23 protein-coding genes, 1 pseudogene and 1 CRISPR repeat array are annotated in these 23,815 nt (G+C 73.4%); of the genes and pseudogenes, 9 read left to right on the top strand and 15 right to left on the bottom strand.

Features of this window, described 5'->3' with window-relative positions:
• Nucleotides 1–8: 8 nt before the first annotated feature.
• The 5 genes from paaE to paaA are packed head-to-tail and all read right to left on the bottom strand — an operon-like array spanning nt 9 to nt 3,816.
• Nucleotides 9–1,088, bottom strand: a complete 1,080-nt coding sequence (paaE, locus tag L6E12_RS25575; protein ID WP_236230460.1) for a 1,2-phenylacetyl-CoA epoxidase subunit PaaE — start codon at nt 1,086–1,088, stop codon at nt 9–11.
• Between the two features lies 1 nt (nt 1,089).
• Nucleotides 1,090–1,581 carry a 1,2-phenylacetyl-CoA epoxidase subunit PaaD gene (gene paaD, locus L6E12_RS25570; protein ID WP_304523915.1) on the bottom strand — a complete coding sequence of 164 codons (492 nt, stop codon included), beginning with the start codon at nt 1,579–1,581 and terminating at the stop codon, nt 1,090–1,092.
• Nucleotides 1,582–1,637: 56 nt separating this feature from the next.
• On the bottom strand, nt 1,638–2,558 hold the full coding sequence (gene paaC, locus L6E12_RS25565) for a 1,2-phenylacetyl-CoA epoxidase subunit PaaC (RefSeq protein WP_236230459.1): 921 nt from the start codon (nt 2,556–2,558) through the stop codon (nt 1,638–1,640).
• 11 nt (nt 2,559–2,569) lie between these two features.
• Nucleotides 2,570–2,869 (bottom strand): 1,2-phenylacetyl-CoA epoxidase subunit PaaB, encoded by a 300-nt coding sequence (paaB, locus tag L6E12_RS25560; RefSeq protein ID WP_236230458.1) that lies wholly within the window; start codon nt 2,867–2,869, stop codon nt 2,570–2,572.
• Complete coding sequence (gene paaA, locus L6E12_RS25555) at nt 2,866–3,816, bottom strand: 1,2-phenylacetyl-CoA epoxidase subunit PaaA (protein ID WP_236230457.1); 951 nt, start codon at nt 3,814–3,816, stop codon at nt 2,866–2,868. The genes paaB and paaA overlap by 4 nt, the downstream gene beginning before the upstream one ends.
• Nucleotides 3,817–3,948: 132 nt before the next feature.
• Here paaA and paaZ point away from each other — a divergent pair, with 132 nt between their 5' ends.
• Entirely contained in the window at nt 3,949–5,982 is a 2,034-nt protein-coding gene (gene paaZ, locus L6E12_RS25550) for a phenylacetic acid degradation bifunctional protein PaaZ (protein WP_236230502.1), read from the top strand.
• Nucleotides 5,983–5,992: 10 nt separating this feature from the next.
• Here the strand turns inward: paaZ and L6E12_RS25545 are convergent, their stop codons facing one another.
• Nucleotides 5,993–6,838, bottom strand: a complete 846-nt coding sequence (locus tag L6E12_RS25545; protein ID WP_236230456.1) for a trans-aconitate 2-methyltransferase — start codon at nt 6,836–6,838, stop codon at nt 5,993–5,995.
• Between the two features lie 93 nt (nt 6,839–6,931).
• Nucleotides 6,932–7,513: a helix-turn-helix domain-containing protein gene (locus L6E12_RS25540; RefSeq protein WP_236230455.1), complete on the bottom strand. Its 582-nt coding sequence runs from the start codon at nt 7,511–7,513 to the stop codon at nt 6,932–6,934.
• Between the two features lie 452 nt (nt 7,514–7,965).
• On the opposite strand from L6E12_RS25540, the gene L6E12_RS25535 reads away from it, so the two are divergent.
• Nucleotides 7,966–9,018 carry a YncE family protein gene (locus tag L6E12_RS25535; protein WP_236230454.1) on the top strand — a complete coding sequence of 351 codons (1,053 nt, stop codon included), beginning with the start codon at nt 7,966–7,968 and terminating at the stop codon, nt 9,016–9,018.
• A gap of 10 nt (nt 9,019–9,028) precedes the next feature.
• Here the strand turns inward: L6E12_RS25535 and L6E12_RS25530 are convergent, their stop codons facing one another.
• From L6E12_RS25530 to L6E12_RS25515, 4 genes are all read right to left on the bottom strand, one after another.
• Entirely contained in the window at nt 9,029–9,448 is a 420-nt protein-coding gene (locus L6E12_RS25530) for a VOC family protein (protein ID WP_236230453.1), read from the bottom strand.
• Nucleotides 9,445–10,311 carry an AraC family transcriptional regulator gene (locus tag L6E12_RS35530; RefSeq protein ID WP_236230452.1) on the bottom strand — a complete coding sequence of 289 codons (867 nt, stop codon included), beginning with the start codon at nt 10,309–10,311 and terminating at the stop codon, nt 9,445–9,447. Before L6E12_RS35530 ends, L6E12_RS25530 begins: the two co-directional genes overlap by 4 nt.
• A gap of 134 nt (nt 10,312–10,445) precedes the next feature.
• The gene (locus L6E12_RS25520; protein ID WP_236230451.1) at nt 10,446–10,751 is read right to left on the bottom strand and encodes a hypothetical protein; all 306 of its coding nucleotides are present in this window, start codon (nt 10,749–10,751) and stop codon (nt 10,446–10,448) included.
• A gap of 89 nt (nt 10,752–10,840) precedes the next feature.
• Nucleotides 10,841–11,878, bottom strand: a complete 1,038-nt coding sequence (locus tag L6E12_RS25515; protein ID WP_236230450.1) for a medium chain dehydrogenase/reductase family protein — start codon at nt 11,876–11,878, stop codon at nt 10,841–10,843.
• 110 nt (nt 11,879–11,988) lie between these two features.
• Here L6E12_RS25515 and L6E12_RS25510 point away from each other — a divergent pair, with 110 nt between their 5' ends.
• Together L6E12_RS25510 and lexA are read left to right on the top strand one after the other, a co-directional pair.
• On the top strand, nt 11,989–12,630 hold the full coding sequence (locus L6E12_RS25510) for a TetR/AcrR family transcriptional regulator (protein WP_236230449.1): 642 nt from the start codon (nt 11,989–11,991) through the stop codon (nt 12,628–12,630).
• Between the two features lie 314 nt (nt 12,631–12,944).
• Nucleotides 12,945–13,601, top strand: coding sequence for a transcriptional repressor LexA (gene lexA, locus L6E12_RS25505; RefSeq protein WP_236230448.1), 657 nt, complete (start codon nt 12,945–12,947; stop codon nt 13,599–13,601).
• Between the two features lie 66 nt (nt 13,602–13,667).
• Here lexA and L6E12_RS25500 read toward each other — a convergent pair whose 3' ends face one another.
• Both L6E12_RS25500 and L6E12_RS25495 read right to left on the bottom strand, forming a co-directional pair.
• On the bottom strand, nt 13,668–16,439 hold the full coding sequence (locus L6E12_RS25500; protein ID WP_236230447.1) for a BTAD domain-containing putative transcriptional regulator: 2,772 nt from the start codon (nt 16,437–16,439) through the stop codon (nt 13,668–13,670).
• A gap of 328 nt (nt 16,440–16,767) precedes the next feature.
• The gene (locus L6E12_RS25495; RefSeq protein WP_236230446.1) at nt 16,768–17,709 is read right to left on the bottom strand and encodes a GlxA family transcriptional regulator; all 942 of its coding nucleotides are present in this window, start codon (nt 17,707–17,709) and stop codon (nt 16,768–16,770) included.
• 101 nt (nt 17,710–17,810) lie between these two features.
• Here L6E12_RS25495 and L6E12_RS25490 point away from each other — a divergent pair, with 101 nt between their 5' ends.
• Nucleotides 17,811–18,503 carry a DJ-1/PfpI family protein gene (locus L6E12_RS25490; protein ID WP_236230445.1) on the top strand — a complete coding sequence of 231 codons (693 nt, stop codon included), beginning with the start codon at nt 17,811–17,813 and terminating at the stop codon, nt 18,501–18,503.
• On the top strand, nt 18,500–18,967 hold the full coding sequence (locus L6E12_RS25485; protein ID WP_236230444.1) for a DUF2269 family protein: 468 nt from the start codon (nt 18,500–18,502) through the stop codon (nt 18,965–18,967). Before L6E12_RS25490 ends, L6E12_RS25485 begins: the two co-directional genes overlap by 4 nt.
• A 12-nt stretch (nt 18,968–18,979) precedes the next feature.
• On the opposite strand, the gene L6E12_RS25480 is transcribed toward L6E12_RS25485, so the two are convergent.
• On the bottom strand, nt 18,980–19,591 hold the full coding sequence (locus tag L6E12_RS25480; protein WP_236230443.1) for a TetR/AcrR family transcriptional regulator: 612 nt from the start codon (nt 19,589–19,591) through the stop codon (nt 18,980–18,982).
• A gap of 77 nt (nt 19,592–19,668) precedes the next feature.
• Here L6E12_RS25480 and L6E12_RS25475 point away from each other — a divergent pair, with 77 nt between their 5' ends.
• Nucleotides 19,669–20,076: a RidA family protein gene (locus tag L6E12_RS25475; protein WP_236230442.1), complete on the top strand. Its 408-nt coding sequence runs from the start codon at nt 19,669–19,671 to the stop codon at nt 20,074–20,076.
• A gap of 38 nt (nt 20,077–20,114) precedes the next feature.
• Here L6E12_RS25475 and L6E12_RS25470 read toward each other — a convergent pair whose 3' ends face one another.
• Nucleotides 20,115–21,776: a catalase gene (locus L6E12_RS25470; RefSeq protein ID WP_304523914.1), complete on the bottom strand. Its 1,662-nt coding sequence runs from the start codon at nt 21,774–21,776 to the stop codon at nt 20,115–20,117.
• Between the two features lie 146 nt (nt 21,777–21,922).
• Here L6E12_RS25470 and L6E12_RS25465 point away from each other — a divergent pair, with 146 nt between their 5' ends.
• On the top strand, nt 21,923–22,306 hold the full coding sequence (locus L6E12_RS25465) for an ankyrin repeat domain-containing protein (protein WP_236230441.1): 384 nt from the start codon (nt 21,923–21,925) through the stop codon (nt 22,304–22,306).
• 353 nt (nt 22,307–22,659) lie between these two features.
• Nucleotides 22,660–23,422: a CRISPR direct-repeat array (repeat unit 28 nt; unit sequence GTCCTCCCCGCGCGAGCGGGGCTGTTCC).
• A gap of 107 nt (nt 23,423–23,529) precedes the next feature.
• Nucleotides 23,530–23,815, top strand: a pseudogene (locus L6E12_RS25460) (ATP-binding protein); the annotation flags it as partial.

Raw genomic sequence — 23,815 nt, 5'->3', positions numbered from 1 at the left:
CACGCGGGTCAGGCGTCGAAGTCGACGGTCACGGTGTCGCCGACGGGGAAGGTCTGGCAGGTGAGGACGAAGTCGCGGGCCACCTCGTCGGCTTCCAGGGCGTAGTTGCGGACCATGTCGACCTCGCCCTCCCGGACCAGGGCCCGGCAGGTGCCGCAGACCCCGCCCTTGCAGGCGAACGGCACGTCGCCGCGCAGCCGCTGGACGGAGTCGAGGATCGTGGTGTCGCGGGGCAGCGGCGCGGTGGTCGAGCGGCCGTCGAGGACCACGGTGACGTCGCTGGTGATCCCCTCGGCGAGCGTGTCCGCGTGCCGGAACCTCGGCGGTGGTTCGTCGACGTAGAACAGTTCGAAGTGGACCTTTGCCGGGTCCACGCCCAGCTCGGCGAGCACGGCGCGGGCGTCGGAGAGCATGTCCAGCGGCCCGCACAGCCACACGTGGTCCAGCGCGCCGACCGGGACCAGGGCGCTCAGCAGGCGGCGCAGCCGGTCGGCGTCGAGGCGGCCGGAGAACAGCTCGACGTCGCGCGGTTCGCGGGAGAGCACGTGCGCGAGCTCGAACCGCCGGTGGTGGGCGTCCTTGAGGTCGGCAAGCTCCTCGGCGAACATCACCGAGTTGGTGGTGCGGTTGCCGTAGAGCAGGGTCACGTGGCTCTTCGGGTTGCGCAGCACCGTGGAGGCGATGGACAGCATCGGCGTGATGCCGGAACCCGCGGCGACGCACAGGTGCCGCCCGCCCGCGTCGGGGTCGGCGCGGAAGGTGCCGGACGGAGCCCGTACCTCGATCGCGTCGCCGGGGCGGACCTCGCGGGCCAGCCAGGTGGAGAACAGGCCGCCCGGGATCGCGCGGACGCCGATGCGGGGTGGCTCGCCCACCGCAGCGCAGATCGAGTAGCTGCGGCGGTGCTCGACGCCGTCGACCACGCGGCGCAGGGTCAGCGACTGGCCTGCGGCGAAGTCGAACTCCGCGCGCAGGTCGTCGGGGACGGTGAAGGTGACCGCCACGGCGTCGTCGGCGACGTGGTCGACCCGGCTCACGGTGAGGGCGTGGAAGCGCGTCGGGGACACCACCGGGAGCGTGCTCGTCACCTCAGATCTCCTTCACGTGGTCGAACGGTTCGAGGCAGGCGCGGCACCGGTAGAGCGCCTTGCACGCGGTGGAGCCGAACTCCGAGGTCAGCTCGGTGTCGGCGGACGCGCAGCGCGGGCAGTGCACGCGGCGCCGGGGCGCCAGCAGGTCCAGCGCCACCGGGCCGTCGCGGCGCGGGGCCGGTCCGGGTGGGGAGATCCCGGCGTCGCTCAGGGCCGCCCGGCCGCGCGGGGTGATCCAGTCGGTGGTCCACGCCGGGTGGAGCGCGACCCGGACCCGCGCGCCGGGGAACCCGGCGCGGTGCAGGGCGCGGACGAGGTCGTCGCGCATGGTGGCCATGGCCGGGCAGCCGGAGTAGGTGGGGGTGATCGCCACCTCGACCGACCCGTCCCCGGCCACCCCGACCTCGCGCAGCACGCCCAGGTCGGCCAGGGTCAGCATCGGCAGCTCGGGGTCCACCACCGACTCGGCGGCGACCCTGGCGCGGTGCAGGGGCGTCGAAGCCGCGCTGTCCTCCACCACGGCTTCGTCGTCCAGCGCGGCGTCGTTCACCACTGCCCCCGGGGGTGGGCGCGGGCCACCACCTGCATCTCGGCCAGCAGCAGGCTCAGCGCCTCGGTGTGCGCGCCGTCGCGGCCGAACCGGCCCGCCACCCCGGCCAGCGGCGCCGCCTCCGGCCGCTCCACCCCGCAGGTCGCGAACACCTGCCCGAGGACCGCGTCGACCCCGGCGGCCACCGACGCCGGGTCCACCCCGACCCCGGCCGCAGCGGCGGCGGCCTCGACCGGGTGGGTGCCGAACAGCTCCGGCCACAGCGGCCACAGCCCGGCCAGCGCGTCCAGCAGCCTGCGGCGGGATTCCTCGGTGCCCCGGGCCAGGGTGAGGAACCAGCGGCCGGCGAAGTCGCGGTGGTAGGTCAGCTCCTTGCGCCCCTTGGCGGCCACCGCGGCCAGCACCGCGTCCCTGCTGCCCGCCAGGTGCTCGAACAGGGCCAGCCGCCAAGTGGAGAACAGCAGCAGGCGGGCGACGGCCTCGGCGAAGTCGCCGTTGGGGACCTCGGCCATGCGGACGTTGCCGAAGTCGCGGTCCTCCCGGAAGTAGGCCAAGGCGTCCTCGGCGGGCACCGGTGAACCCTCGGGCAGTGCGGGCACGCACGACGGGTCCGCGGCGGCGGCGCGGGTGAGCAGCAGGCGGGCCTGGCCGAGCAGGTCGAGGGCGATGTTGGCCAGCGCGATGTCCTCCTCCAGGTCCGGGGCCCGGCCGCACCACTGGGTCAGCCGGTGCGAGAGGACGAGCGCGTCGTCGCCGAGCGCCAGGCAGTACCGGGCGAGCACGGCCGGGTCGACGCCGTCGGGGATGGTGGTGTCCACCCCGGCCAGCGGGTCCTCGAAGTCGGTGCCGAAGGCCCAGTGCGCGTCGTTGACCAGCAGCCCCGCATAGGCGGACTCGTGGTCGTCTGGTGCGTGCACGGCACGCCTCCTCACATGTGCGGGACGGACCGGGGGATGTCGTAGAACGTGGGGTGCCGGTAGACCTTGTCGCCGCTGGGGGCGAACATCGGGTCCTTCTCGTCCGGGCTGGAGGCGGTGATGTGCTCGGAGCGCACCACCCACACGCTGACGCCCTCGTTGCGGCGGGTGTAGACGTCGCGGGCGTGCAGGACGGCCATCGCGTCGTCGGCGGCGTGCAGGGAGCCGACGTGGACGTGGTTGAGGCCGCGCTTGCCGCGCACGAACACCTCGTAGAGCGGCCACTCCGGGCTGGTCTCGCGCTCGCTCACCGGCTTTCCCCCTCCTCGGCCTGCCGGGCGGCGAAGGCGGTGGCCGCCGCGCGCACCCAGGCGCCGTCGTCGTGGGCGCGGCGCCGGTGTTCGATCCGCTGGGCGTTGCACGGGCCGTCGCCGCGCACCACGGCCCGGAACTCGTCCCAGTCCGGCCGGCCGAAGTCGTGCGCCTGCCGCTCCTCGTTCCACCGGAGGTCCGGGTCGGGCAGCGTGACCCCGAGGGCCTCGGCCTGCGGGACGGACATGTCCACGAACTTCTGGCGCAGCTCGTCGTTGGTGTTGCGCTTGATGCCCCAGGCCATCGACTGCGCGGTGTTGGGCGAGTCCGCGTCCGGCGGGCCGAACATCATCAGCGCGGGCCACCAGAACCGGTCCACCGACTCCTGCACCATGGCCCGCTGCTCGTCGGTCCCGCGCATCATCGTCAGCAGCAGCTCGTAGCCCTGCCGCTGGTGGAAGGACTCCTCCTTGCAGATCCGGATCATGGCGCGGCCGTAGGGGCCGTAGGAGGTGCGGCACAGCGGCACCTGGTTGCAGATGGCGGCGCCGTCGACCAGCCAGCCGATGGTGCCCACGTCGGCGTAGGACAGGGTGGGGTAGTTGAAGATCGAGGAGTACTTCTGCCTGCCGGTCAGCAGCTTCTCGGTCAGCTCCCGGCGCGAGGTGCCCAGGGTCTCGCACGCGGAGTACAGGTACAGCCCGTGGCCCGCCTCGTCCTGCACCTTGGCCAGCAGGATCGCCTTGCGCCGCAGCGAGGGGGCGCGGGTCAGCCAGTTGCCCTCCGGCTGCATCCCGATGATCTCCGAGTGCGCGTGCTGGGCGATCTGGCGCACCAGGGTCGCGCGGTAGGCATCGGGCATCCAGTCGCGCGGCTCGATCCGGTCGTGGCTGGCGAGGGTGGCCTCGAAGTGCTCGACGAGCGCGGGCTCGGCGACCGTGGTCATCAGACCTCCTGCGGGGCGATTTACCGACCGAACGTTCTGTATTACCGTGGCACACGGGAACGGGGTCGCGCAACGCCGCGGCGGCACCCCCGCCGACGCACCCCAGGGAGAGGACGCCGACCGGTGAGCGCACTGCTGGAGAGCTACGCCGCGGGCCGCTGGTTCCGCGCCGACGACGAGGGCGAGCCGCTGGCGGACGCGGTCACCGGGGCGGAGGTCGCCCGGCTGTCCAGCCGCGGCCTGGACCTGCGCGCGATGGTCGGGCACGCCAGGTCGGTGGGCGGTCCGGCGCTGCGCGAGCTGACGTTCCACCAGCGCGCGGCCATGATCAAGAAGCTGGCGGCCCTGCTGATGGCGGAGAAGGAGAGCTTCTACGCGCTGTCCGCCCGCACCGGCGCGACCCGGCGGGACTCCGCCGTGGACGTCGACGGCGGCTTCGGCACCCTGTTCAGCTACGCCAGCAAGGGCGCCCGCGAGCTGCCGAACGACACGATCGCCCTCGACGGTGGCGTGGAGCGGCTCGGCCGGGGCGGGACCTTCCTCGGTCAGCACGTCTACAGCTCGCGGCCCGGTGTCGCGGTGCAGATCAACGCGTTCAACTTCCCGGTGTGGGGGATGCTGGAGAAGCTGGCCCCGGCGTTCCTGGCGGGCCTGCCGAGCATCGTCAAGCCCGCGAGCCAGACCGCGTACCTGACCGAGGCGGTGGTGCGGCGGATCATCGAGTCCGGCATCCTGCCCGAGGGCGCGCTGCAACTGCTCTCGGGCAGTCCGCGCGGGCTGCTCGACGAGTTGGGCGAGCAGGACTTCGTCGGCTTCACCGGCTCCGCGCACACCGCGGGCATCCTGCGCGACCACCCGTCCGTGCTGCACGGCGGCACCCGCCTCGGCGTCGAGGCGGACTCGCTGAACTGCTCCATCCTCGGCCCGGACGTCACCCCCGACGACCCGGAGTTCGACCTGTTCGTCACGGCCGTCGTCACCGAGATGACCGTCAAGGCGGGCCAGAAGTGCACGGCGATCCGCCGGGTCCTCGTCCCGGAGGGCACGTCCGCCGCGGTGCTCGACGCGCTGACCGCGCGGCTGGCGCAGGTGACCGTCGGGAACCCGGAGAACGAGGACGTGCGCATGGGCGCGCTGGCGAGCCTGGGGCAGCGCCGGGAGGTGCGCAAGGCGGTCGAGGCGCTGCGCGCGTCGTCCGAGGTGGTCTTCGGCGACCCCGACCGGGTCTCGGTGCTCGACGCGGACCCGGAGCGGGGCGCATTCCTCTCCCCCATCCTGCTCAAGGCGGCGCCGGGCGCGGTCGAGCCGCACGACGTGGAGCCGTTCGGGCCGGTCAGCATCGTGCTGACCTACTCGTCGGTGGACGAGGCCGTGGCGCTGGCGGCGCGCGGCCGGGGCAGCCTGGTGGGGTCGCTGGTCACCCACGACCCGCAGGTGGCCCGCGCGGTGACGATCGGCCTGGCACCGTGGCACGGGCGGGTCCTGGTGCTCGACCGCACCTGCGCCGAGGAGTCCACCGGGCACGGCAGCCCGCTGCCGGTGCTGGTCCACGGCGGCCCCGGCCGCGCGGGCGGCGGCGAGGAGCTGGGCGGGGTCCGGGGCGTGCTGAACCTGATGCAGCGCACGGCCGTGCAGGGGTCGCCGGACATGCTGACCGCGATCACCGGCCGGTGGACGACCGGGTCGCGGCGCGCGGTCGGCGAGGTGCACCCGTTCCGCAAGTCCCTGGCCGAGCTGCGGATCGGCGACTCGATCGAGTCGGCGGCGCGCGAGGTGACCCCCGCCGACATCGAGCACTTCGCCGAGTTCACCGGCGACACGTTCTACGCGCACACCGATGCGGCGGCGGCAGCGCAGAACCCGCTGTTCGGGGGCATCGTGGCGCACGGGTACCTGGTGGTCTCGCTCGCCGCCGGGCTGTTCGTCGAGCCGGACCCGGGTCCGGTCCTGGCGAACTTCGGCGTGGACGGCCTGCGGTTCCTGACCCCGGTGCGGGCCGGGGACACCATCTCGGTCGCGCTGACGGTCAAGCAGATCACCGCCCGCACCAACGCCGACTACGGCGAGGTGCGCTGGGACGCCGTGGTGGCGAACCAGGACGGTGCCCCGGTCGCCACCTACGACGTGCTGACCCTGGTGGCCAAGACCTGGCCGCGCGAGGGCTGAGCGGCGGCGCTCAGGGGCGCCGCGCCGCCCACACGGTGCGCTCGGTGCGGACCGCGAGGTCGTCGCGGCGCAGGATGCTGTGCGGGCCGTCGATGTCGAGCAGCCGGTCCAGCGCGGCGCGGTCCTCCGCCGAGAGCTCGTCGGCGACGCCGCCGCGCACGCGCCGCAGGCCGTTGAGCGCGTAGCGGCCCACCGCCGCCGAGCGGGAGTGCTCGATGTGGACGGTGAGGGTGCGTTCGCCCTCGACGGTGAACCCGGCAGCGGTCAACACGGGGCCCCAGTCGGCACCGCGGTGGGGCATGTGCTCGGCGGCGCGGCGGTCGCCCACGGCGTGGCAGCGCTCCTCCAGCCCGGGGCGGTCCTCGGGGGCGTCGGCGGGCAGGAACCGGGGGAAGCCCGCGAGTTCGACGACGGCGAGCAGGCCGCCGGGGGCGAGCGCATCGCGGACCCGGCGCAGCGCGCGGTCGGGGTCGGCGAAGTGGTGCAGGGACGCCGACGCCCACACCAGGTCCGGTTCGCCGAGGTCGGGCCACGCCGCGTCGAGGTCGGCCTGGACGGCGTGCACGCGGTCGGCCACCCCCGCCTCGCGGGCCTTCTCCCCCAGGCGGCGCAGGTGCTCGGTCGAGGAATCGATGGCGATCACCCGCGCCTCGGGGAAGCGGGCGAGCAGGGCGAAGGTGCCCGCACCGGTCCCGCAGCCCAGGTCGACGACCTGCCGGGGACCCGTCTCGACGGGCAGCCAGTCGATGACGGAGGCGAGGTGCTCCGCGAGCACCTCCGCGTCGAGGTCGAGGATCTCCACCTGGTCGTGGTCGCCGTGCTGGTGGGCGTGGTGGTCGTGCTTCGTGGGTGCCATGGGACCACCGTAGGACGGTTGTGCGTCACAAGCACAGGATCTTGCCAATAAGGCAAGAAGGTGGGCTTTCCGGCTGCCGGACGCGCAAGCGGGTCAGCGCTCCTCCGGAGGGGGCTTGTCGTCGGACCGGTGCCCGCGCCGGGCGTCGCGGTCGAAGATGCCCAGGACCTCGCACGGTCCGCCCTCGGCGCCGATCGCGTGCGGGAGCATGGTGGGGAACTCCGCGGCCTGGTTGGTCTCCACGCGGAAGCGGCGGTTGCCCAGCAGCAGGACCGCAGTGCCGGAGAGGACGACGAGCCACTCGCGACCCGGGTGGGCGCGCAGGCGCGCGGGGTGGTCCGACGGCGGGTCGGTCATGCGCTTGCGCACCACGCTCAAGCCGGGATCGGCCTTGACCGACCACCGCAGCCCGCCCACCCCGTCGACCACCGGGTGGGAGACCACGTCGTCGGTGTCCGTCTGGACCAACTGGTCGAGGGAGGTGTCCAGTGCCTTGGCGAGGATGACGAGCTGGTCCAGGGCGAGGCGCCGCTGCCCGTTCTCGATGCGGCTCAGCGAGGACGGGCTGAGCCGCGCCCGGGCGGCCAGTTCCTCCAGGGACCAGCCCTGCGCCACCCGCAGGGCGCGGATGCGCTTGCGCACCAGGCTGTCCAGCTCACCATCGCTTTGCGTCATGGGCAAGAGACTATGTCCTGACCGCAAGCCGTGTGCACGCTCGCCGCGAAGACCCACAGCCGGGAGAAGGGCGCGGGCCTGTTTCTCCGCCCGCCTTCTGAAACATTCGATACGCGAAGGTGTCCAGCAGCCCGCCATCGACTCTCACCGGCCACTTAAGACCGTCCACAACGGAGAGTCAACCGCCGGGTCCGCGTTCCCCGGCAGCGGGTGCGCGGTGATCGTGCGGCCCGCGCGGGGCAATTCCGCTGGTTCATCACCCGACTCGGTGGTCACCACCTGTCCGCCCGGCGCCACCGGACATTGGGCCATTAGTGTGACTTCCTGGCGGGCGAAGCTCACCTCCACAAGAGGACTCGCACCGCGGGAACCAGGCCACGCCACTGTCGGCAATGGCCTCCACCAGCGCCTCCGGTCCAGCACCACCGATCGGACTCGGCTTTCGAGGGACCATGTCGCACCGCGTACTCACCGATGCCCTTCCCCCACCCGAGCGGCTGACCGCGCCCTGCGGTCCCCGCCTCACCTGGACGGCGAGCGCCTTCGCGGCGCTGGCGGCGCTGGTGGGGTTGCGCCTGCCCGCCGGGGCCGAGGCCGCCGAGGCACCGACCGCGCAGGCCGACCCCCGCTACCCGGCGCGGGTGCAGGTGTTCGTGGCCAACAGCGGTTCCGACACGGTCAGCGCCTACGACACCCGCATGCGCCGGGTCGCGGCCACCATCGCGGTGGGCGACACCCCCGTGGGCGTCGGTGCGGGCCCGGACGGTGACCGCGTCTACGTCACCAACGAGCAGGACGACACCCTGTCGGTGATCGACCCGCGCGCCTACACCGTGCTGGCCACCGTGCCCGTCGGCGCGCACCCCTTCGGGGTCGCCGCCACCCGCACCCACGCCTACGTCGCGAACTTCGGCGCCGACACCGTCACCGTGGTCGCCACCGCCACCAACACCGCCGTGCGCACCATCGGGGTCGGCCGGTTCCCGCACAGCGTCACCACCAACCGGGACGGCACGCGCGTGTACGTCACCGACAACGGTTCCGCCACGGTCACCGTCATCGACACCAGCACCCAGAGCGTGCTGCGCACCATCCCGGTCGGCCACTACCCGGCGGGCATCACCACCAGCCCGGACGGCCGCCGCCTCCACGTCGCCAACACCGGCGACGACACCGTCACCACCATCGACACCGGCAACGACCGCCCGGTCGCCACCACCCCCACCGACCGCTCCCCCATGGGGGTGGCGGCGACCCCCACCGGGCGGGTCTACGTGGCCAACGCGGGCTCGGACACCGTCACCGTCCACGAGGCGGACGACGCCATCGTCGGCTCCCCCGTCCCGGTCCGGCGGCAACCCGAGGGCGCCGCCCACGACGGCACCTTCGTCTACATCACCAACGCCGCCGACGACGTGCTGACCGTCATCGACCCCGCCACCGACACGGTGATCGCCACCGTGCCCGTGGGCAGGCAGCCCGAGGGCATCGCCGTCACCTCGTGACGGCGCCCGGTCAGCTCCCCCCGCGCGGGTGGCCGGGGTAGGTGCCGAAGTTCCACGCGTTGCCCTCGGGGTCGCGCAGCGCGAAGTCCCGGGAGCCGTAGTCGGTGTCGAACGGCGGCGTGGTGATCTCCGCGCCCGCCGCGGCCACCCGGTCGTGCAGGGCGTCGGGGTCGGCCGTCACGACGTAGGCGCTGAACGACCCGGGCCGGGTGACGCAGGCGCCCGACTCGCGCTCCTGGCCGAGCATGACGCCGCCGCCCTCGGGCCAGGCCAGTTCGGCGTGCTGCACGACGCCGCTGTCGTCGCGGTGGGCCATCGTCTCCTCGAAGCCGACGACGTCGACCAGGAAGCGGATCAGCGCGTCGGCGTCCTCGGCGCGGAAGGTCGGCCATACCTGCGGTGCCGGGGGATTTCCGGTTGTTGTGCTCATGCCGGGGAGTCTGCTGCCTCGACCGGACCCATGGCTTGGACGATTCGGAACTCCTCGGCCAACCAGGTCGTCGGCGAGCACCCGGCGAACTCGCGGAAGTCCCGCACGAAGTGCGACTGGTCGTAGTAGCCGTGCGCCGCCGCGACCGCGGCGGCGCTGTGCGGTGCCGCCGCCAGCGCCCGGCGGGCCCGGTCGAACCGCACCACCCGCGCGGCCGTCTTCGGCGACAGGCCCAGTTCCGTGGCGAACCGGCCGGACAGGTGCCGGGCGCTCCACCCCAGCTCGTCGGCCAGCCCCGCCACCGACACGTTCCCACCCGAGCGCAGCAGCCGCCCCCAGGCGTGCCGCACCCTCGGGTCGACCACCCGGCGGTCGTCCACCCGCGACAGCAGCGCCCGGTCGAGCACGGCGAACCGCTGCGGCCACGTGTCCGCGTGCAACATCCGCTCGCGGACCTCCCAGGCCAGCGGCCCGAGCACGTCGGCCGCGTCGAGTTCCAGACCCGCCAGCTCACCGGCCGGGCACCCGAAGAGGACCCGGGCGCCGAGCGGGTGCAACGACACCTGCACCCCGGACTGCCTGCCGCCGTAGGCGATGAACGCGGGCGTGGGGTCCAACCCGCCGAGCAGGGAGCGGTAGCTGCGGGGAGTCCGCGCCGGGTCGGCCATGACCAACGGGTCGTCCAGGGTGAAGATCAGCGTCAGGTACGGCGACGGCAGTCCCCGGTGCACGGCCAAGTCGCCGCCGCTGTCCCGGTAGCCGCTGTAGAAGGCCGCGTAGGGCCGCAGCGCGGCGGCGGGCCGCCCGCGCACGTACTCGCTCACCTCGTCCACGCCCACCTTGCCCACGCCCACCCTGCCCACGCCCACCGCCTTCCCCACCGGCCAGTCCGGAGGCACCCCATCCTCGCAGAGGCCACCGACACCCCGACCCGCTTCGAAGATCCCGCAGAGGTGCCGCACGAGCGGCGCTCCGGCGGGCGCGGTCGCGGGACGGGTCACCGGGTGCGGGCGATCCGGTGGTGTTCGCGGGCGGTGGCGACCGCGTAGCCGCCACCGCCCGCGCCGCGCTGGGCGCGGGTGGCGGCGAGCGTGGCGAAGACGGTGCCCGCGGCGAGGCCCGCGCCGAGCAGGGCCGTCGGCAGCCACCCGGGGAGGGTGACCAGCGGGTCGGGGCCGGTGGTGATCGCGGTGGAACCGTGCCCGAGCACGTAGGCCAAGCCGAAGCCGGTGTAGGCGGCGCGGTTGTCGACCTCGCCGACGCGGGTGGGCGGCGGGCAGGCGGGGAGTGCGACGGCGGTCATGGCGGGTGCCTCCGGGGCGGGCCGCGGTGGGGTTGGGGAGAGGAGTCGGTGCGCGAGGGCGTGGCCGGGTTCGAGGACGCGGGCCGCGCTCACGGGACGATGACGACCTTGCCCGCGGTGGTGCGCGACTCGGCGAGTGCCAGTGCCGCGTGGGCTTCGGCCAGCGGGAACTCCGCGGCGACCTGCGCGGTGAGCACGCCGTCGGCCAGCAGACCCAGCACCCGGGTGAGGTCTTCGGCCAGCCGGGCCCGGAAGGCCGCCGGGCGGCGCTTGCCCGCCCAGAAGTTGTAGAAGTGCGCGCTCCTGCCGTTGGGCAGGAGGTTCCACGCCGCCAGCCGGGCGATCGACTTCAGCACCGGGAGTCGCGAGTTGCCGTCCTCGTCCTTCGTGGCCGCGGTGCCGTAGGACACCAGCGTCCCACCCCGGCGCACCAGCCGCCACGACTCCACCAGCCCGGCGCCGCCGACGTGGTCGAACACCGCGTGCACACCGTCCGGCGCGAGGTCGCGGATCTTGCCGTGCACGTCCGGGTCGCGGTGGTCGACCGGGGTCGCGCCGAGCCCGCGCACCAGCTCGTGGTGCCGCGGCGACGCGGTGCCGATGACCGCGATCCCGGCGTGCCGGGCCAGTTGCACCAGGGTGGAACCGACGCCGCCGTTGGCGCCGAGCACGACGACCGTCGCACCCGCGGGCACCGCGGCGGTGCGGTGCAGCATCTGCCAGGCGGTGACCCCGTTGACCACCACGGTCTCCGCGGCGGCCGAACCGACCCCGTCCGGCACGGGCACCAGGTCCGCCGCGTCGAGCAGCAGTGAACTGGCCCAGGCGCCGACCTTGGTGACCGCGGCGTACCGGCGACCGACCATCGCGGGGTCCACCCGCGGACCGACGGCGGTCACCGCGCCGACCACGTCGTACCCGGGCACGAACGGGAACGCGGGCTGGTCGTAGTACTTGCCGCGGCGCATCTGCTGCTCGGCGAAGGACACCCCGGTCGCCTCCATCCGCAGGACGACCTGGCCTGCGGCGGGCTCCGGGAGGTCGCGGGCGGTGACCCGCAGGCCGTCGGGCTCGACCAGGCCGGGCAGCACGACCTCGGTGGCGCGGGTGGTGGTGAGGCTGTTCATGGTTCTGTCTCCGATGCGGCTCAGTGAGGTTTACGAGCGTAAGGCTACGACTGTAAGCGAACAGCACGCAAGGAGTTACGACCATAAGTTTTCAGGTGTAAGCTGACACCATGGCGAACACCCCGAACGCGGTGCCCACCCGTACCCGCAACCGCCGGGGCGAGGGCTCGCGCCTGCGCGACGAGATCGTGGCCGCAGCGGTCGAACTGCTCGACGAGACCGGCGACGAGAGCGCCATCACCCTGCGGTCGGTCGCCCGCCGGGTGGGGATCGCGGCGCCCTCGATCTACCGCCACTTCCCCGACCAGCCGACCATCATGCTGGCCGTGGTGCAGCAGGCTTTCGCCGAGTTGGAGGCGACGCTGCGCACCGCGCTGAACGCGGCGACCGGCGACGACCGACGACGCCTCTTCGCCGTCTGCCACGGCTACCTGGACTTCGCCCACGAGCACCCCGAGCGCTACCGCACCATGTTCGGCGGGCTGTGGATGCCCGCGCTGGAGGACACCGCCGTGACGCGCGCCGACCTCTCCGCACTGGGCGACGGCTGCCTGGGGCTGCTCCGCGAGGTCCTGGACGACTGCGTCGCCGCGGGCAACGCCACCAGCACCGACCCGGCGGCCGACACCATCGCGCTGTGGCTGGGCCTGCACGGCCTGGCCCACCAGCGGGCCGTGACCGTCGCCTTCCCCTGGCCACCGGACATCGCCGATCGCGTCATCACCGCCCTGGCCCACCTGGAACCCGCCTGACACACGGGCCGAGAGCGTGGTCGACGCCTCTGCGGGATTTCGCGACTGGCGCAAGTACAACAAGCATGGGACGTCGCCGCGAGCCCATCCGGCGAAAGTGGACACGCTGGGCGAACCGGTGCGGGTGACCGCCGAGCGGGCCAGAGGTCTCGCGTGTGGACAGACCCGGGCGGGGTGGCCCGTCCGCCCCCGGCGGACGAGGGGCGACGGCGACGGCGGGCACGGCACCGCGCTCGCCGGGGCCAATCACCTGTTCGAGGGCGTGGCCCGCCCCGGGCCGGGCCCGGGGCGGTGGCGCCCCCTAGGATTCCCGGGTGACCGCCTACGACGTCGACCCGTTCGAGCACCTGGACGCCTCCGCGCTGCCGCTGCGCCAGCAGCAGATCCTCGCCACCATCCAGGACTGGGCGATCCGCCACGGCCACTCCCCCAGCACCCGCGAGATCGGCGACGCCGTCGGCCTGCGGTCGTCGTCCTCGGTCTCCAGGCACTTGGCCAGTCTCGAAGAGCGCGGTTTCCTGCGCCGCGGCGGCGCGGTGTCGCGGCCGATCGACGTGCGGGGGTTCCTGCGGGAGCCGCGGGGTGAGCGGGTCGAGGAGTCGGTGCCGGTGCCGGTGGTCGGGCACATCGCCGCGGGCACGCCGATCACCGCCGACGAGCACGTGGACGACGTGCTGCACCTGCCGCGCGGGCTCACCGGGCGCGGGACCGTCTTCGGCCTGCGGGTGCGCGGGGACTCCATGGTCGACGCGGCCATCTGCGACGGTGACATCGTGTTGGTGCGCAGGCAGTCGGAGGCGCACTCGGGGCAGATCGTCGCGGCGATGATCGACGACGAGGCCACCGTCAAGGTGTACCGGCGCAGCGGCGGCCACGTCTTCCTGGAACCGCGCAACCCCGCCTACGACGTCATCGACGGCGACCGGGCCGTGGTGCTGGGCATCGTCGTCACGGTGCTGCGCAGCGTCTGACCCACCGCCGCACGCCGCGGTCCGGGCCGGGTCCAGTCCACAGAGGACAGCCGAGACCGCTGCGGGTCAGATCGCCTGCGGCGTGCGCGGCACCTCGGTGCTCATGCGGGTCCGCCGCAGGTGCTCGGCCTCGGCGGTGCGCCCCTGCTCCCGGTACGCCACCAGCGCCTCCCGCCACGCGGCGTTCGCCAGGTCGGTGCGGTGCAGCGCCGCGTAGGTGTCGCCCAGGCCCTCCAGCGGCTCGGTGACCTGGTAGTCGTCCCCCAGCGAGCGGAAGGCGTCGATCGCCGCCCGGTAGTGGCCCAGGGCCTCCTCGTACCGGCCGGTCTGGTGGGTGATGCGCCCCAGGGTCGCGCTGACGTCGGCGATGCCGTGCCGGTGGTCGTGCGCGCGGAACAGCGCCAGCGCGGCGTCGGCCGCGCTCTCGGCCTCGGCGTACTCGCCGAGTTGGGCGTGGAACCAGCCCATCCCGTTGAGGATGTCGGCCTCCAGGACGGGTTCGCCGAGGTCGCGGTAGGTGTGGCGGAGCCGGTCCAGGTGCTCCAGGGCCTCCCGGGTGTGGCCGAGTTCGCCGAGCGTCCACACCAGCACCCGGCGGGTGTCGGCCTGCCCGCGGGGGTCCTGCTCCCGCTCGGCCAGGGCGAGGCTCGTTTCGAGGTGGCGCGAGGCGTCCTCGTGGGCGGCCAGGCGCGAGTGGGCCTGCCCCAGGTAGCGGTGGGCCATGGCCTGCGCCGCGGTCGACCCCGCCTGCTCGGCCGCGCGCAGGCCGAGGGTCCAGCAGGTCAGCACGTCGTGCATGCGCCCGTGCCGGAAGTGGAAGGTGTCCAGCGCCCAGGCGAGCTGCCAGACCGCGTCGTGCCTGCCCCGCGCGGCAGCCCACTGCTGGACGGCCAGCAGGTTCGAGTGCTCGGCGGCGAACCAGCGCATCGCCGCCTCTTCGTCGGCCGGGGTCGTCGGTCGGCTGCGCGGGTCGGGCGGGCCCGGGTCCACGGGGTGGCGGTGCGCGGCGAGCACCAGCTCCGCGGCGCAGGCGCTGTGCAGGTAGTGGTCGAGCAGCCGGTCCACGGCCGCGGCCGAGTCGGCGGCGGAGGCGGCCCGCACCCGCTCGCCCGCGTACTGGCGCAGCAGGTCGTGCATCCGGTACCGGCCGGGGGCCGACACCCCGATCAGCGACGCCTGCGCCAGGCCGCGCAGCACCGCGGTCGCCTCGGCGGGGGTGACCCCGAGCAGGCCCGCCGCGGCCGGGACGCCGATGTCGGGCCCCGGCGCGGTGCCGAGCAGCTCGAAGGACTCGGCCTGCTCGGCGGTCAGGGCGCGGTGCGACCAGGACAGCACCGCGGGCAGGCTGGCGGTGGGGTCGTCGTCGTCGAGGGCGTCGAGGCCCGCCTCGCGCAGTTCGGTGGCGAGGTCGGCCAGCGGGACCCGCGGGCGGATGCGGCAGCGCCCGGCGATGATGCCCAGGGCCAGCGGGAGCCCGCCGCACCGGGCCACGATCTCGTCCACCGCCTCGGGGGCCGCCGCGGTGCGCGCGGCGCCGAGCCGGGCGGTCAGCAGCCTGCGCGCCTCCCCCTCGGGGAGGGCGTCGAGCGGCAGGTGGTGGGCGCGGTGGGTGGTGAGCAGCCCCGGCAGTGGACCGCGGCTGGTGACCACGACCGTGCACGTCTCCCCGCCGGGCAGCAGCGGGACGACCTGCGCGCTGTCGACGGCGTTGTCCAGCACCAGCAGCATCCGCTTGTCGGCGACCAGGCTGCGGAACAGCGCCGTCCGCCCGTGCGGGTCGGTGGGGACGCGGTCGGCGCGGGTGCCGAGCGCCTCCAGGAACCCGCGCAGCGCCACCTGCGGGGACATGGGGGCCTGGTCGGGGCTGAACCCGCGCAGGTCCACGAACAGCTGCCCGTCCGGGAACCGGCCCAGGGCGCGGTGGGCCCAGTGCAGCGCCAGCCAGGTCTTGCCGATGCCGCCGGTCCCGGCGACCACGACGACCCCGCCGTCCTCGGTCCCGCCCACGGCGGCGTCCAGGGCGGCGAGGGCGTCCGCGCGGCCCGCGAACGGCGCGGGCCGGGCGGGTAGCTGCCGGGGGACCACCGGGGCCTGCACCCCGGGCTGCTCGGGCCCGTCGGTGAGGATGCGCTGGTGCAGGGCGGTGAGCGCGGCGCCGGGGTCGACGCCCAGCTCCTCGACCAGCCGCACCCGGAACCGCCGGTAGTGGTTGAGCGCGTCGGCGGTGCGGCCGTCGCGGTGCAGCGCGCGCATGAACTGCCCGGCGACGCGCTCGTCCAGCGGGTGCTCGACGACCCGCGCGGACAACTCGGCGACCAGCGCGTCGTCCCGCCCGTCGAGCCGCAGCCTGGCGTCGGTCAGGTCGCACTCGGCGCCGAAGCGCACCCGGTGCAGGCGGTCGCGCTCCTCGGCGGCCCACTCGCCGTCCAGGCCGGTCAGGGCCTCCCCGCGCCACAGCGCCAACGCCGAGGTCAGCAGTTCCGCGGCCTCCTCGGCGTCACCGGAGGCCGCCAGCGCGCACAGGTCGTGGAAGCGCCGCAGGTCCACCGTGACGTGCTCGTCGAGCAGCACGAACCCACCGGAGCGCCGCTTGATGTCCGCCCCGGTCCCGGCGAACGCCGTGCGCAGCCGCGACACGTAGCTGGCGAGGGTCTTGCGCGAGGTGGACGGCGGGTCGACCCCCCACACCCGGTCCACGAGCTGCTCGTCGGACACCACCCGGCCCAGGTCGACGGCCAGGGCGGCCAGGACGCAGCGCTGCTTGGCGGCGCCGATGTCGACCGGGTGCCCGTGCGCGCTCGCGCCGACCTCGCCGAGCAGGCCGATCCGCACCGCCATAGTCCCCCCGAGTGGATCGGAGCCCAGACCCACCGACACCGGGCGATCCCCCGTAGCACCCCCGCCCCTTCCCGCGGGTGGGGTACCTCGCACGGCGAGCGGTGACACGCAGCGGCCGCTGCGCCGCCCATGATGCCGGCGCCGAGCAGGTTCGCGGGCAACCGCCCCGCCGGTCCCGCGCCGAACTCCGGAGAGGACTGGCGGCACACCCCCGCCACCCGGTGCCGGGATCGGGTCCGGCGCCGCCCCGATCACCGGTTCCAGCGGCACGCCTGCCAATCCCCCGTGGCAGGAATGGCCATGGGCGCGGACTCCGGCCAAGACCTGCTCAGCGGCTCGTGAAGCTGTGCCGGTAGGACTGCGGCGTGGTGCCGACCACCCGGCGGAACCGGTCGCGGAACGCCGTGGGGGAACCGAAGCCGACCTGCGCGGCGATCCGGTCCACCGGGTGCCCGGTGGCCTCCAGCAGGTGCTGCGCCGTGCGGACGCGGGCGCGCAGCAGCCACTGCAACGGCGTGGTCCCGGTCTGCTCGCGGAAGCGGCGGTTGAGCGTGCGCACGCTCATCCCCGCGTGCGCGGCGATGTCCTCCACGGTCAACTCGCGCGCGCAGTGCTCCTCCAGCCACCGCAGCACCGGCTCCAACTCCGAACCCCGGGGTGTGGGCGGCTGGTCGTGCACGATGAACTGCGCCTGCCCGCCCTCCCGCTCCAGCGGCATCACCGACAGCCGCGCGGCGTCCGCGGCCACCGCCGAGCCGTGGTCGCGCCGGATCAGGTGCAGGCACAGGTCCAGGCCCGCCGCCGCGCCCGCCGAGGTGAGGAACTGCCCGTTGTCCACGTAGAGCACGTCCGGGTCCACGTCGATCCCGGGGTGCCGGGCGGCCAGCGCGCCCGCCGCCCCCCAGTGCGTGGTCGCCCGCAGCCCGTCCAGCAGACCGGTCTCGGCCAGGGTGAACGCGCCGGTGCAGATCGTGGCGATGCGGGTGCCCGCGGCAGCGGCCGCGCGCAGCGCCTCCAGCACGTCGTCCGGGGTGGGCAGGATCTCGGCGCGGCCGGGCAGGACGATCGTGTCCGCCTCCGCCAGCGCGTCGAGACCCCGGGGCGGGGTGAGGGTGAACGCGCCCGCGTCCACGGTCGGGGTGGCACCGCAGACGCGCACGCGGTACGGCGCGCGGCCGTCCGGCAGCCGGGTACGGGTGAACACCTCGATCGGGGTGGCCAGGTCGAAGGGGATGACCCGGTCCAACGCCAGGACGGCCACGGTGTGCATGGCCCCACCCTAGGAGCCGGAACCGGGTGTTGGCGAGAACCCGTTGAAAGCTGGCATTCCAGCCACTGCCACCCGGCGGCGACCGTGGTTAGCGTGGCGCCATGCTCGCTCAGATCGTGTTGTTCGACGGGTTCGACCCGCTCGACGTCATCGCCCCCTACGAGGTGCTCGCCGCCGCCGCTCTCGTCGCCGACCGGGGTTTCGAGGTGGAACTGGTCGCCGCCGGGGGACCGCGCGAGGTGCCCAGCGGCCTGGTCCCGCTGACCCTGCGCGCCACCGCCGCCCTGGACCCGCAGCGGGCGGACTTCGTCGTCGTACCCGGCGCACTGGGCTCCCTGGCCGACCCGGACGGCGGGGAGCCCGCCGAGGACAGCATCCCGGTGCTGCTCGGGCGCACGCTGACCACCGCCCTGCCCGCGCTGCTCAAGGAGGCGCTGGACCGCGAAGGCGTCACCGTGGCGACGGTGTGCGGCGGGTCGCTGGTGCTGGCCATGGCCGGGCTGATCGAGGGCCGCCCCGCGACCACGCACCGAATGGGCCTGGACATGCTGACCGCCGCGGGCGCGCGGGCGCTCGACGTGCGCGTGGTCGACGACGGCGACCTGGTCACCTCGTCCTCGGTCACCTCCGGGCTCGACCTGGGGCTGTACCTGCTGGAGCGCGAACTCGGCCCCGAGGTGGCGATCGCGGTGGAGAAGCTCATCGCCCACGAGCGCCGGGGCACGGTGTGGCACGCCGCCACCGGCCGTGCGCCGGGCGCGGGGGTCGGCGGCCACCGGGTGGCCCCGGCATGACGAAGTTCCTGCTGTCCGTGCACGTGCTGGCCGCGATCATCGCGGTCGGCCCGGTCACCGTGGCCGCCAGCATGTTCCCCGCCGCCACCCGCCGCGCCCTGGCCGCGCCCGGTCAGGAGCGGGAGGTGGCCGTGCTGCGCACCCTGCACCGCGTGTGCCGGGTGTACGCCGCGATCGGCATCGCGGTGCCTGCGTTCGGCCTGGCGACCGGGAGCAGCCTCGGCGTGCTCGGCGACCCCTGGCTGGTCGTGTCCATGGCGCTCACCGCGCTGGCCGCCGCCACGCTGGTGCTGGTGATCCTGCCGCGCCAAGTCGAGGTCTTGGACGCGGTGACCGCCGCCGACCAGTCGGTGCCCGACCGGCTGCCCGCGCGGCTGGCCATGTACACCGGCGTGTTCAACCTGCTGTGGGCGACGGTCACGGTCCTGATGGTCGTCCGCCCCGGCTCCACCACGGGCGCCTGAGCCCCGGCCCGCTCACCCCGACGGCCGCCAACCCCTCTCGACCGAGCGGCGGCACCGACCCGGGTCGTCCCCGGTGTGGACGAACAGGGCGGTCAGCAACGGGATGCCGTTGTCGAGCGTCGGGCGGGCCAGCGGGCCGTTGGCCACCAGGGACACCAACCCGTGGGCGATGGTCCAGCTCTGGGTCGCCACGTCCAGCGGGACGGTGTCGGCGCGGAAGCGCCCGGTCCCCCTGGCCCGGTCGGCGGCCCGCACCAGGTGTTCCAGGGTGGCGTCGGCGGCGGCGAGGTCTTCGAGGTCGAAGTCCGCGTCGAACATGACCCGGTACAGGTCGGGGTGGCGCAGGGCGTTGCCGAGGTAGGCGGCGACCAGCGCGGTCAGGTCCTCGACCGGGTCCCGGGTCGTGGCCACCGCCGCGAACTCGGCCGCCAGCCGGGTGAAGCCCTCCTGGCGCAGGGCCATCCACATGCCGTCCATGCCACCGAAGTGGGTGTAGACCGCCATCGTGGACACCCCGGTGCCCGCCACCAGCGAGCGCAGGGTGATCGGCTCACGGGTGCGCAGCATGTGGGCGGCCCGCTCGATGAGCAGGACGCGCACCGCGGGGTCCTTCGTCCTCGCCATGCGGACACTTTACATGGCATTGCAATGCTATGTTCTGGTGAGCCCGAACCGACGGGCCCGCAGCGCGAGGAGACAGCATGCCCATCACCCTGGTGAACCCCGACGGCCTGCCGGAGGTCGACCTCTACCGGCAGGTATCGGTCGCCACCGGCTCGAAACTGGTGTTCACCGCCGGTCAGATCGCCCGGGACGCCGACGGGAACAAGGTCGGCGAAGGCGACTTCACCGCCCAGGTCGAGCAGTGCTACCTCAACGTCGGCACCGCCTTGGCGGCGGCGGGCGCCACCTTCGACGACGTGGTGAAGCTGACCGTCTACCTGGTCGACTGGACCCCCGACAAGATGGCCCTGTTCACGGCGGGGGTCGCCAGGGCGGCCGAGAAGCTGGGCGTCACCCCGGCGGCCCCGCTCACCGGGGTGGGCGTCGCCGCGCTGGCCGAACCCGACGTGCTGGTGGAGGTCGAGGCCACCGCCGTCCTCGGCTGACCACCGGGGCGGGACCGGCGGGCCCCGCCCCGGAGCCGTCAGCGCTCGACGGGAACGCGCTCGTTGGGCACGCAGTGGGTCATGGTGTGCCCAACGACGTCGCGCGGGCCGTTCTTGCCCAGGTTGGCGGCCCTGGCCTTCTCCTCCTCCGACAAACGCTGGGTGGGCAGCGGCTCCAGGTGGCGGACGTCGTCCGGGCTGATGCCCAGCCCCTCGCCGACGCGCAGGCCCAGCTCGTCCTCGGCCATCAGCAGGTGCCAGACCATCCGCTCCTGGATCGGGCGGTCGCACTGGCCCAGGGCGTCGACGAGGTTGGCGACCAGGTCGTCGCGCTCCCACTCCTGCGAGAGGCGGAAGCGCTCACCGGGCTGGGCGTAGTCGTTGGTGCGCGGGATGCGCTTGCGGGTCAGCCTGCCGGTCAGCTCCGGCCCCTGCTCGTCGTGCGCGGGGTACTCGCCCTCGCGGAGACCGCCGAGGATCGACGGTTCGTAGTTGACGTGCGGGTTCTGCCCCTCGCCGAGGTCGACCCCGTAGGCCATCTGACCGTCGCGCTGGTTGGTGGCCACGCGGGTCCTGGGCGCGTTGACCGGCAACTGGAGGTAGTTCGGCCCGACGCGGTAGCGCTGGGTGTCGCTGTAGCTGAAGGTGCGACCCACCAACATCTTGTCGTCGGAGAAGTCCAGGCCATCGACGAGCACACCGGTGCCGAACGCGATCTGCTCGTTCTCCAGGAAGAAGTTCTCCGGCGCGCGGTCGAGGACCATCCGGCCCACGGCGCGCAGCGGGAACAACTCCTCCGGCCACGCCTTGGTGTCGTCGAGCGGGTCGAAGTCGAGTTCCGGGTGGTCGTGGTCCTCCATGAGCTGGACCTTCAACTCCCACTCGGGGTACTCACCGCGCTCGATGGCCTGGTAGAGGTCCCGGGTGTGCGAACCGAGGTCGTTCGCCTGCACGTTCGCCGCGTCGGCGGCGGTGTACGACCGCACCCCCGACTTCGGCGACCAGTGGTACTTCACCAACACGGTGTCACCCGCCCGGTTGACCCACTTGTAAGTGTTCACCCCGAACCCCTGCTGCGTCCGGTAACTGGCCGGAATCCCCCGCGGGCTGAACACCAGCGTCACCATGTGCAACGCCTCAGGCGTCTGGCTGATGAAGTCGAACACCCGGTTGGGGTCCTGGCGCTCGAAGGTCACCGGGTCCGGCTTCTGCGAGTGGATCAGGTCCGGGAACTTGATGGCGTCCCGGATGAAGAAGACACCGAGGTTGTTGCCCACCAGGTCCCAGTTGCCGTCCTCGGTGTAGAACTTCACGGCGAACCCCCGGGGGTCCCGCGCCACCTCCGAGGAATCGCGACCACCCGCCACGGTCGAGAACCGAACCGCGACGTCGGTGCGCTTCCCCTTCTCCTGGAACAACTTCGCCCGGGTGAACTTCGCCACGGGCTCGTCCCCCACGGTGCCGTACGCCTCGAAGTACCCGAAGGCGGTGGCCCCCCGCGCGTGCACCACCCGCTCGGGGATGCGCTCGCGGTCGAAGTGGCTGATCTTCTCCAGGAACTGGTAGTTCTCCAGCGTGGCGGGCCCGCGGGCACCGACGCTCCGCTGGTTCTGGTTGTCGTAGACCACGTGTCCTTGGCGGTTGGTCAGCACCGGCCGCCCGGAATCGGACGGCTGCTGCTGGGAGGACGCGGACGTCATGGTGTTCCCTTCACGCTGGATCGTCTGGTGCGGTCTGACCCGTCCCCCGACACCTACCACGCCGACCGCGCACGGTCACCCCGCCCCGCCGACCGTGTCCCCCGGGCAACCCTGCGACAACCCGCCCCGGTGGCTAACCTCCCCCCATGGACCTGACCGAAGAAGAACTCCACTTCCTCCAGTCGATCCTCGACCTCGCCCGCGAAGGCGATGCCGAAGCCCTGGCAACCGCCATCGACTCCGGAGTCCCCGCCAACCTCACCAGCGGCGCGGGCGACTCACTGCTCATCCTCGCCGCCTACCACAACCACCCCGAAACCGTCCGAGTCCTCCTCGAACGAGGAGCAGACGTCACCAGGGTCAACGACCGCGGCCAGACAGCCCTGGGCGCGGCGGTCTTCCGCCGCAACGCCACCAGCGTGGACCTGCTCCTGGCCGCGGGCGCCGACCCCGACCAGGGAGCCCGCTCAGCCCGCGACATCGCCCAGTTCTTCGAACTCCCGGAAATGCTCGCCCTCCTCCCCTCCTGACCACCCCAAGCCACCCCCACGCCCCACCGGTCTTCCTCCACGAATCTGATTTCCCAGCGCGGAGAGTCGCACCACCAAGTCGCACAGCGAGGCCGAACCGATGAGCCGACCCCAGCCGCCGCTCACGCGTTGCACCACTTCCCAATCGGCGCTGCCGCATCCAGCGTGATCAACCAGCCGGCTGTGGCGCGGGCAAGCAACGCTCTCTTGACGACGCACAAGACTGGCGGTTGCAATCGCCCATCACGCACTGAATCTGACACAGAGTGACCATTCCGTTACACTGCACCGGAGCAGAGCGAAAAGTGAAGCCAAAACGGTCCTGGCTCACCCAAACCCGCAGGTCAAGAAGTGTCCTCCCCGCGCGAGCGGGGCTGTTCCCGGCGAGGTGGACACCGACCCGGTCAGCCCCGCGTCCTCCCCGCGCGAGCGGGGCTGTTCCTCCCCTGCCGAACCCATGTCCCATTCCTGATCGGTCCTCCCCGCGCGAGCGGGGCTGTTCCCAGCTCGGCCAGCTCTGGTGAAGCGTCCACTTCGTCCTCCCCGCGCGAGCGGGGCTGTTCCCTGCTGTCGGCGGTGTTGGACTCGACGGACCTGGTCCTCCCCGCGCGAGCGGGGCTGTTCCGGCGCCACCGGTGGTGGTGTCGAGGTAGTGCCGGTCCTCCCCGCGCGAGCGGGGCTGTTCCCGCTCGTGCGCGACCAGCAGAAACAGGGCTTAGGTCCTCCCCGCGCGAGCGGGGCTGTTCCCGAAGAGGTTCAGCCTGGAGGACGTCCTCTACGGTCCTCCCCGCGCGAGCGGGGCTGTTCCGGCAATATCTGTGCTGGTCACGGGGGGCTCCAAGTCCTCCCCGCGCGAGCGGGGCTGTTCCGGTGAGCATCACCGCCACCAAGAACCCGGCGGAGTCCTCCCCGCGCGAGCGGGGCTGTTCCCCCGGCGCCCGCGCCCGCTGCGAGTCGTGCCCGGTCCTCCCCGCGCGAGCGGGGCTGTTCCGGTCGGCGTAGGTGCTCGCCTCGTCGAGCAGGTCGTCCTCCCCGCGCGAGCGGGGCTGTTCCCGGGTTCGAGGTGGTCTCGGCGGGGTGCACGGCCGTCCTCCCCCGCGCAGATGAACGGTTCCCATGAGCACTCTTGACCACCGTGCCGGCACGGTGCGGGTGGACCGTGGAGTGTGATCGTGTGGTTGAACGGACCCTTCGGGGCGGGGAAGACAACCGCATCCCGTGAGTTGACCGGGTTGCTGCCGCGAGCGCGGGTCTTCGACCCCGAGGAGGTCGGTTTCATGCTGCGGCACGTGCTGACCGAGCCGGTGTCCGACTTCCAGGACTGGCCCGCGTGGCGGGCGCTGGTGGTGCACACCGCCGCCGAGGTCCTCTCCCAGGTGGGTGGCACGCTGGTCGTGCCGCAGGCGGTGTTGGACCAGAGCTACGCCGAGGAGATCTTCGCGGGACTCCGCAGGCACGGGATTCCGGTTGTGCACGCGGTGTTGCACGTCGAGCGGGGAGAGTTGGTTC

This window comes from Actinokineospora sp. PR83 (assembly GCF_021056305.1).
Classification (GTDB): Bacteria; Actinomycetota; Actinomycetes; order Mycobacteriales; family Pseudonocardiaceae; genus Actinokineospora; species Actinokineospora spheciospongiae.
This window is presented reverse-complemented; position numbering and strand designations above follow the sequence as displayed.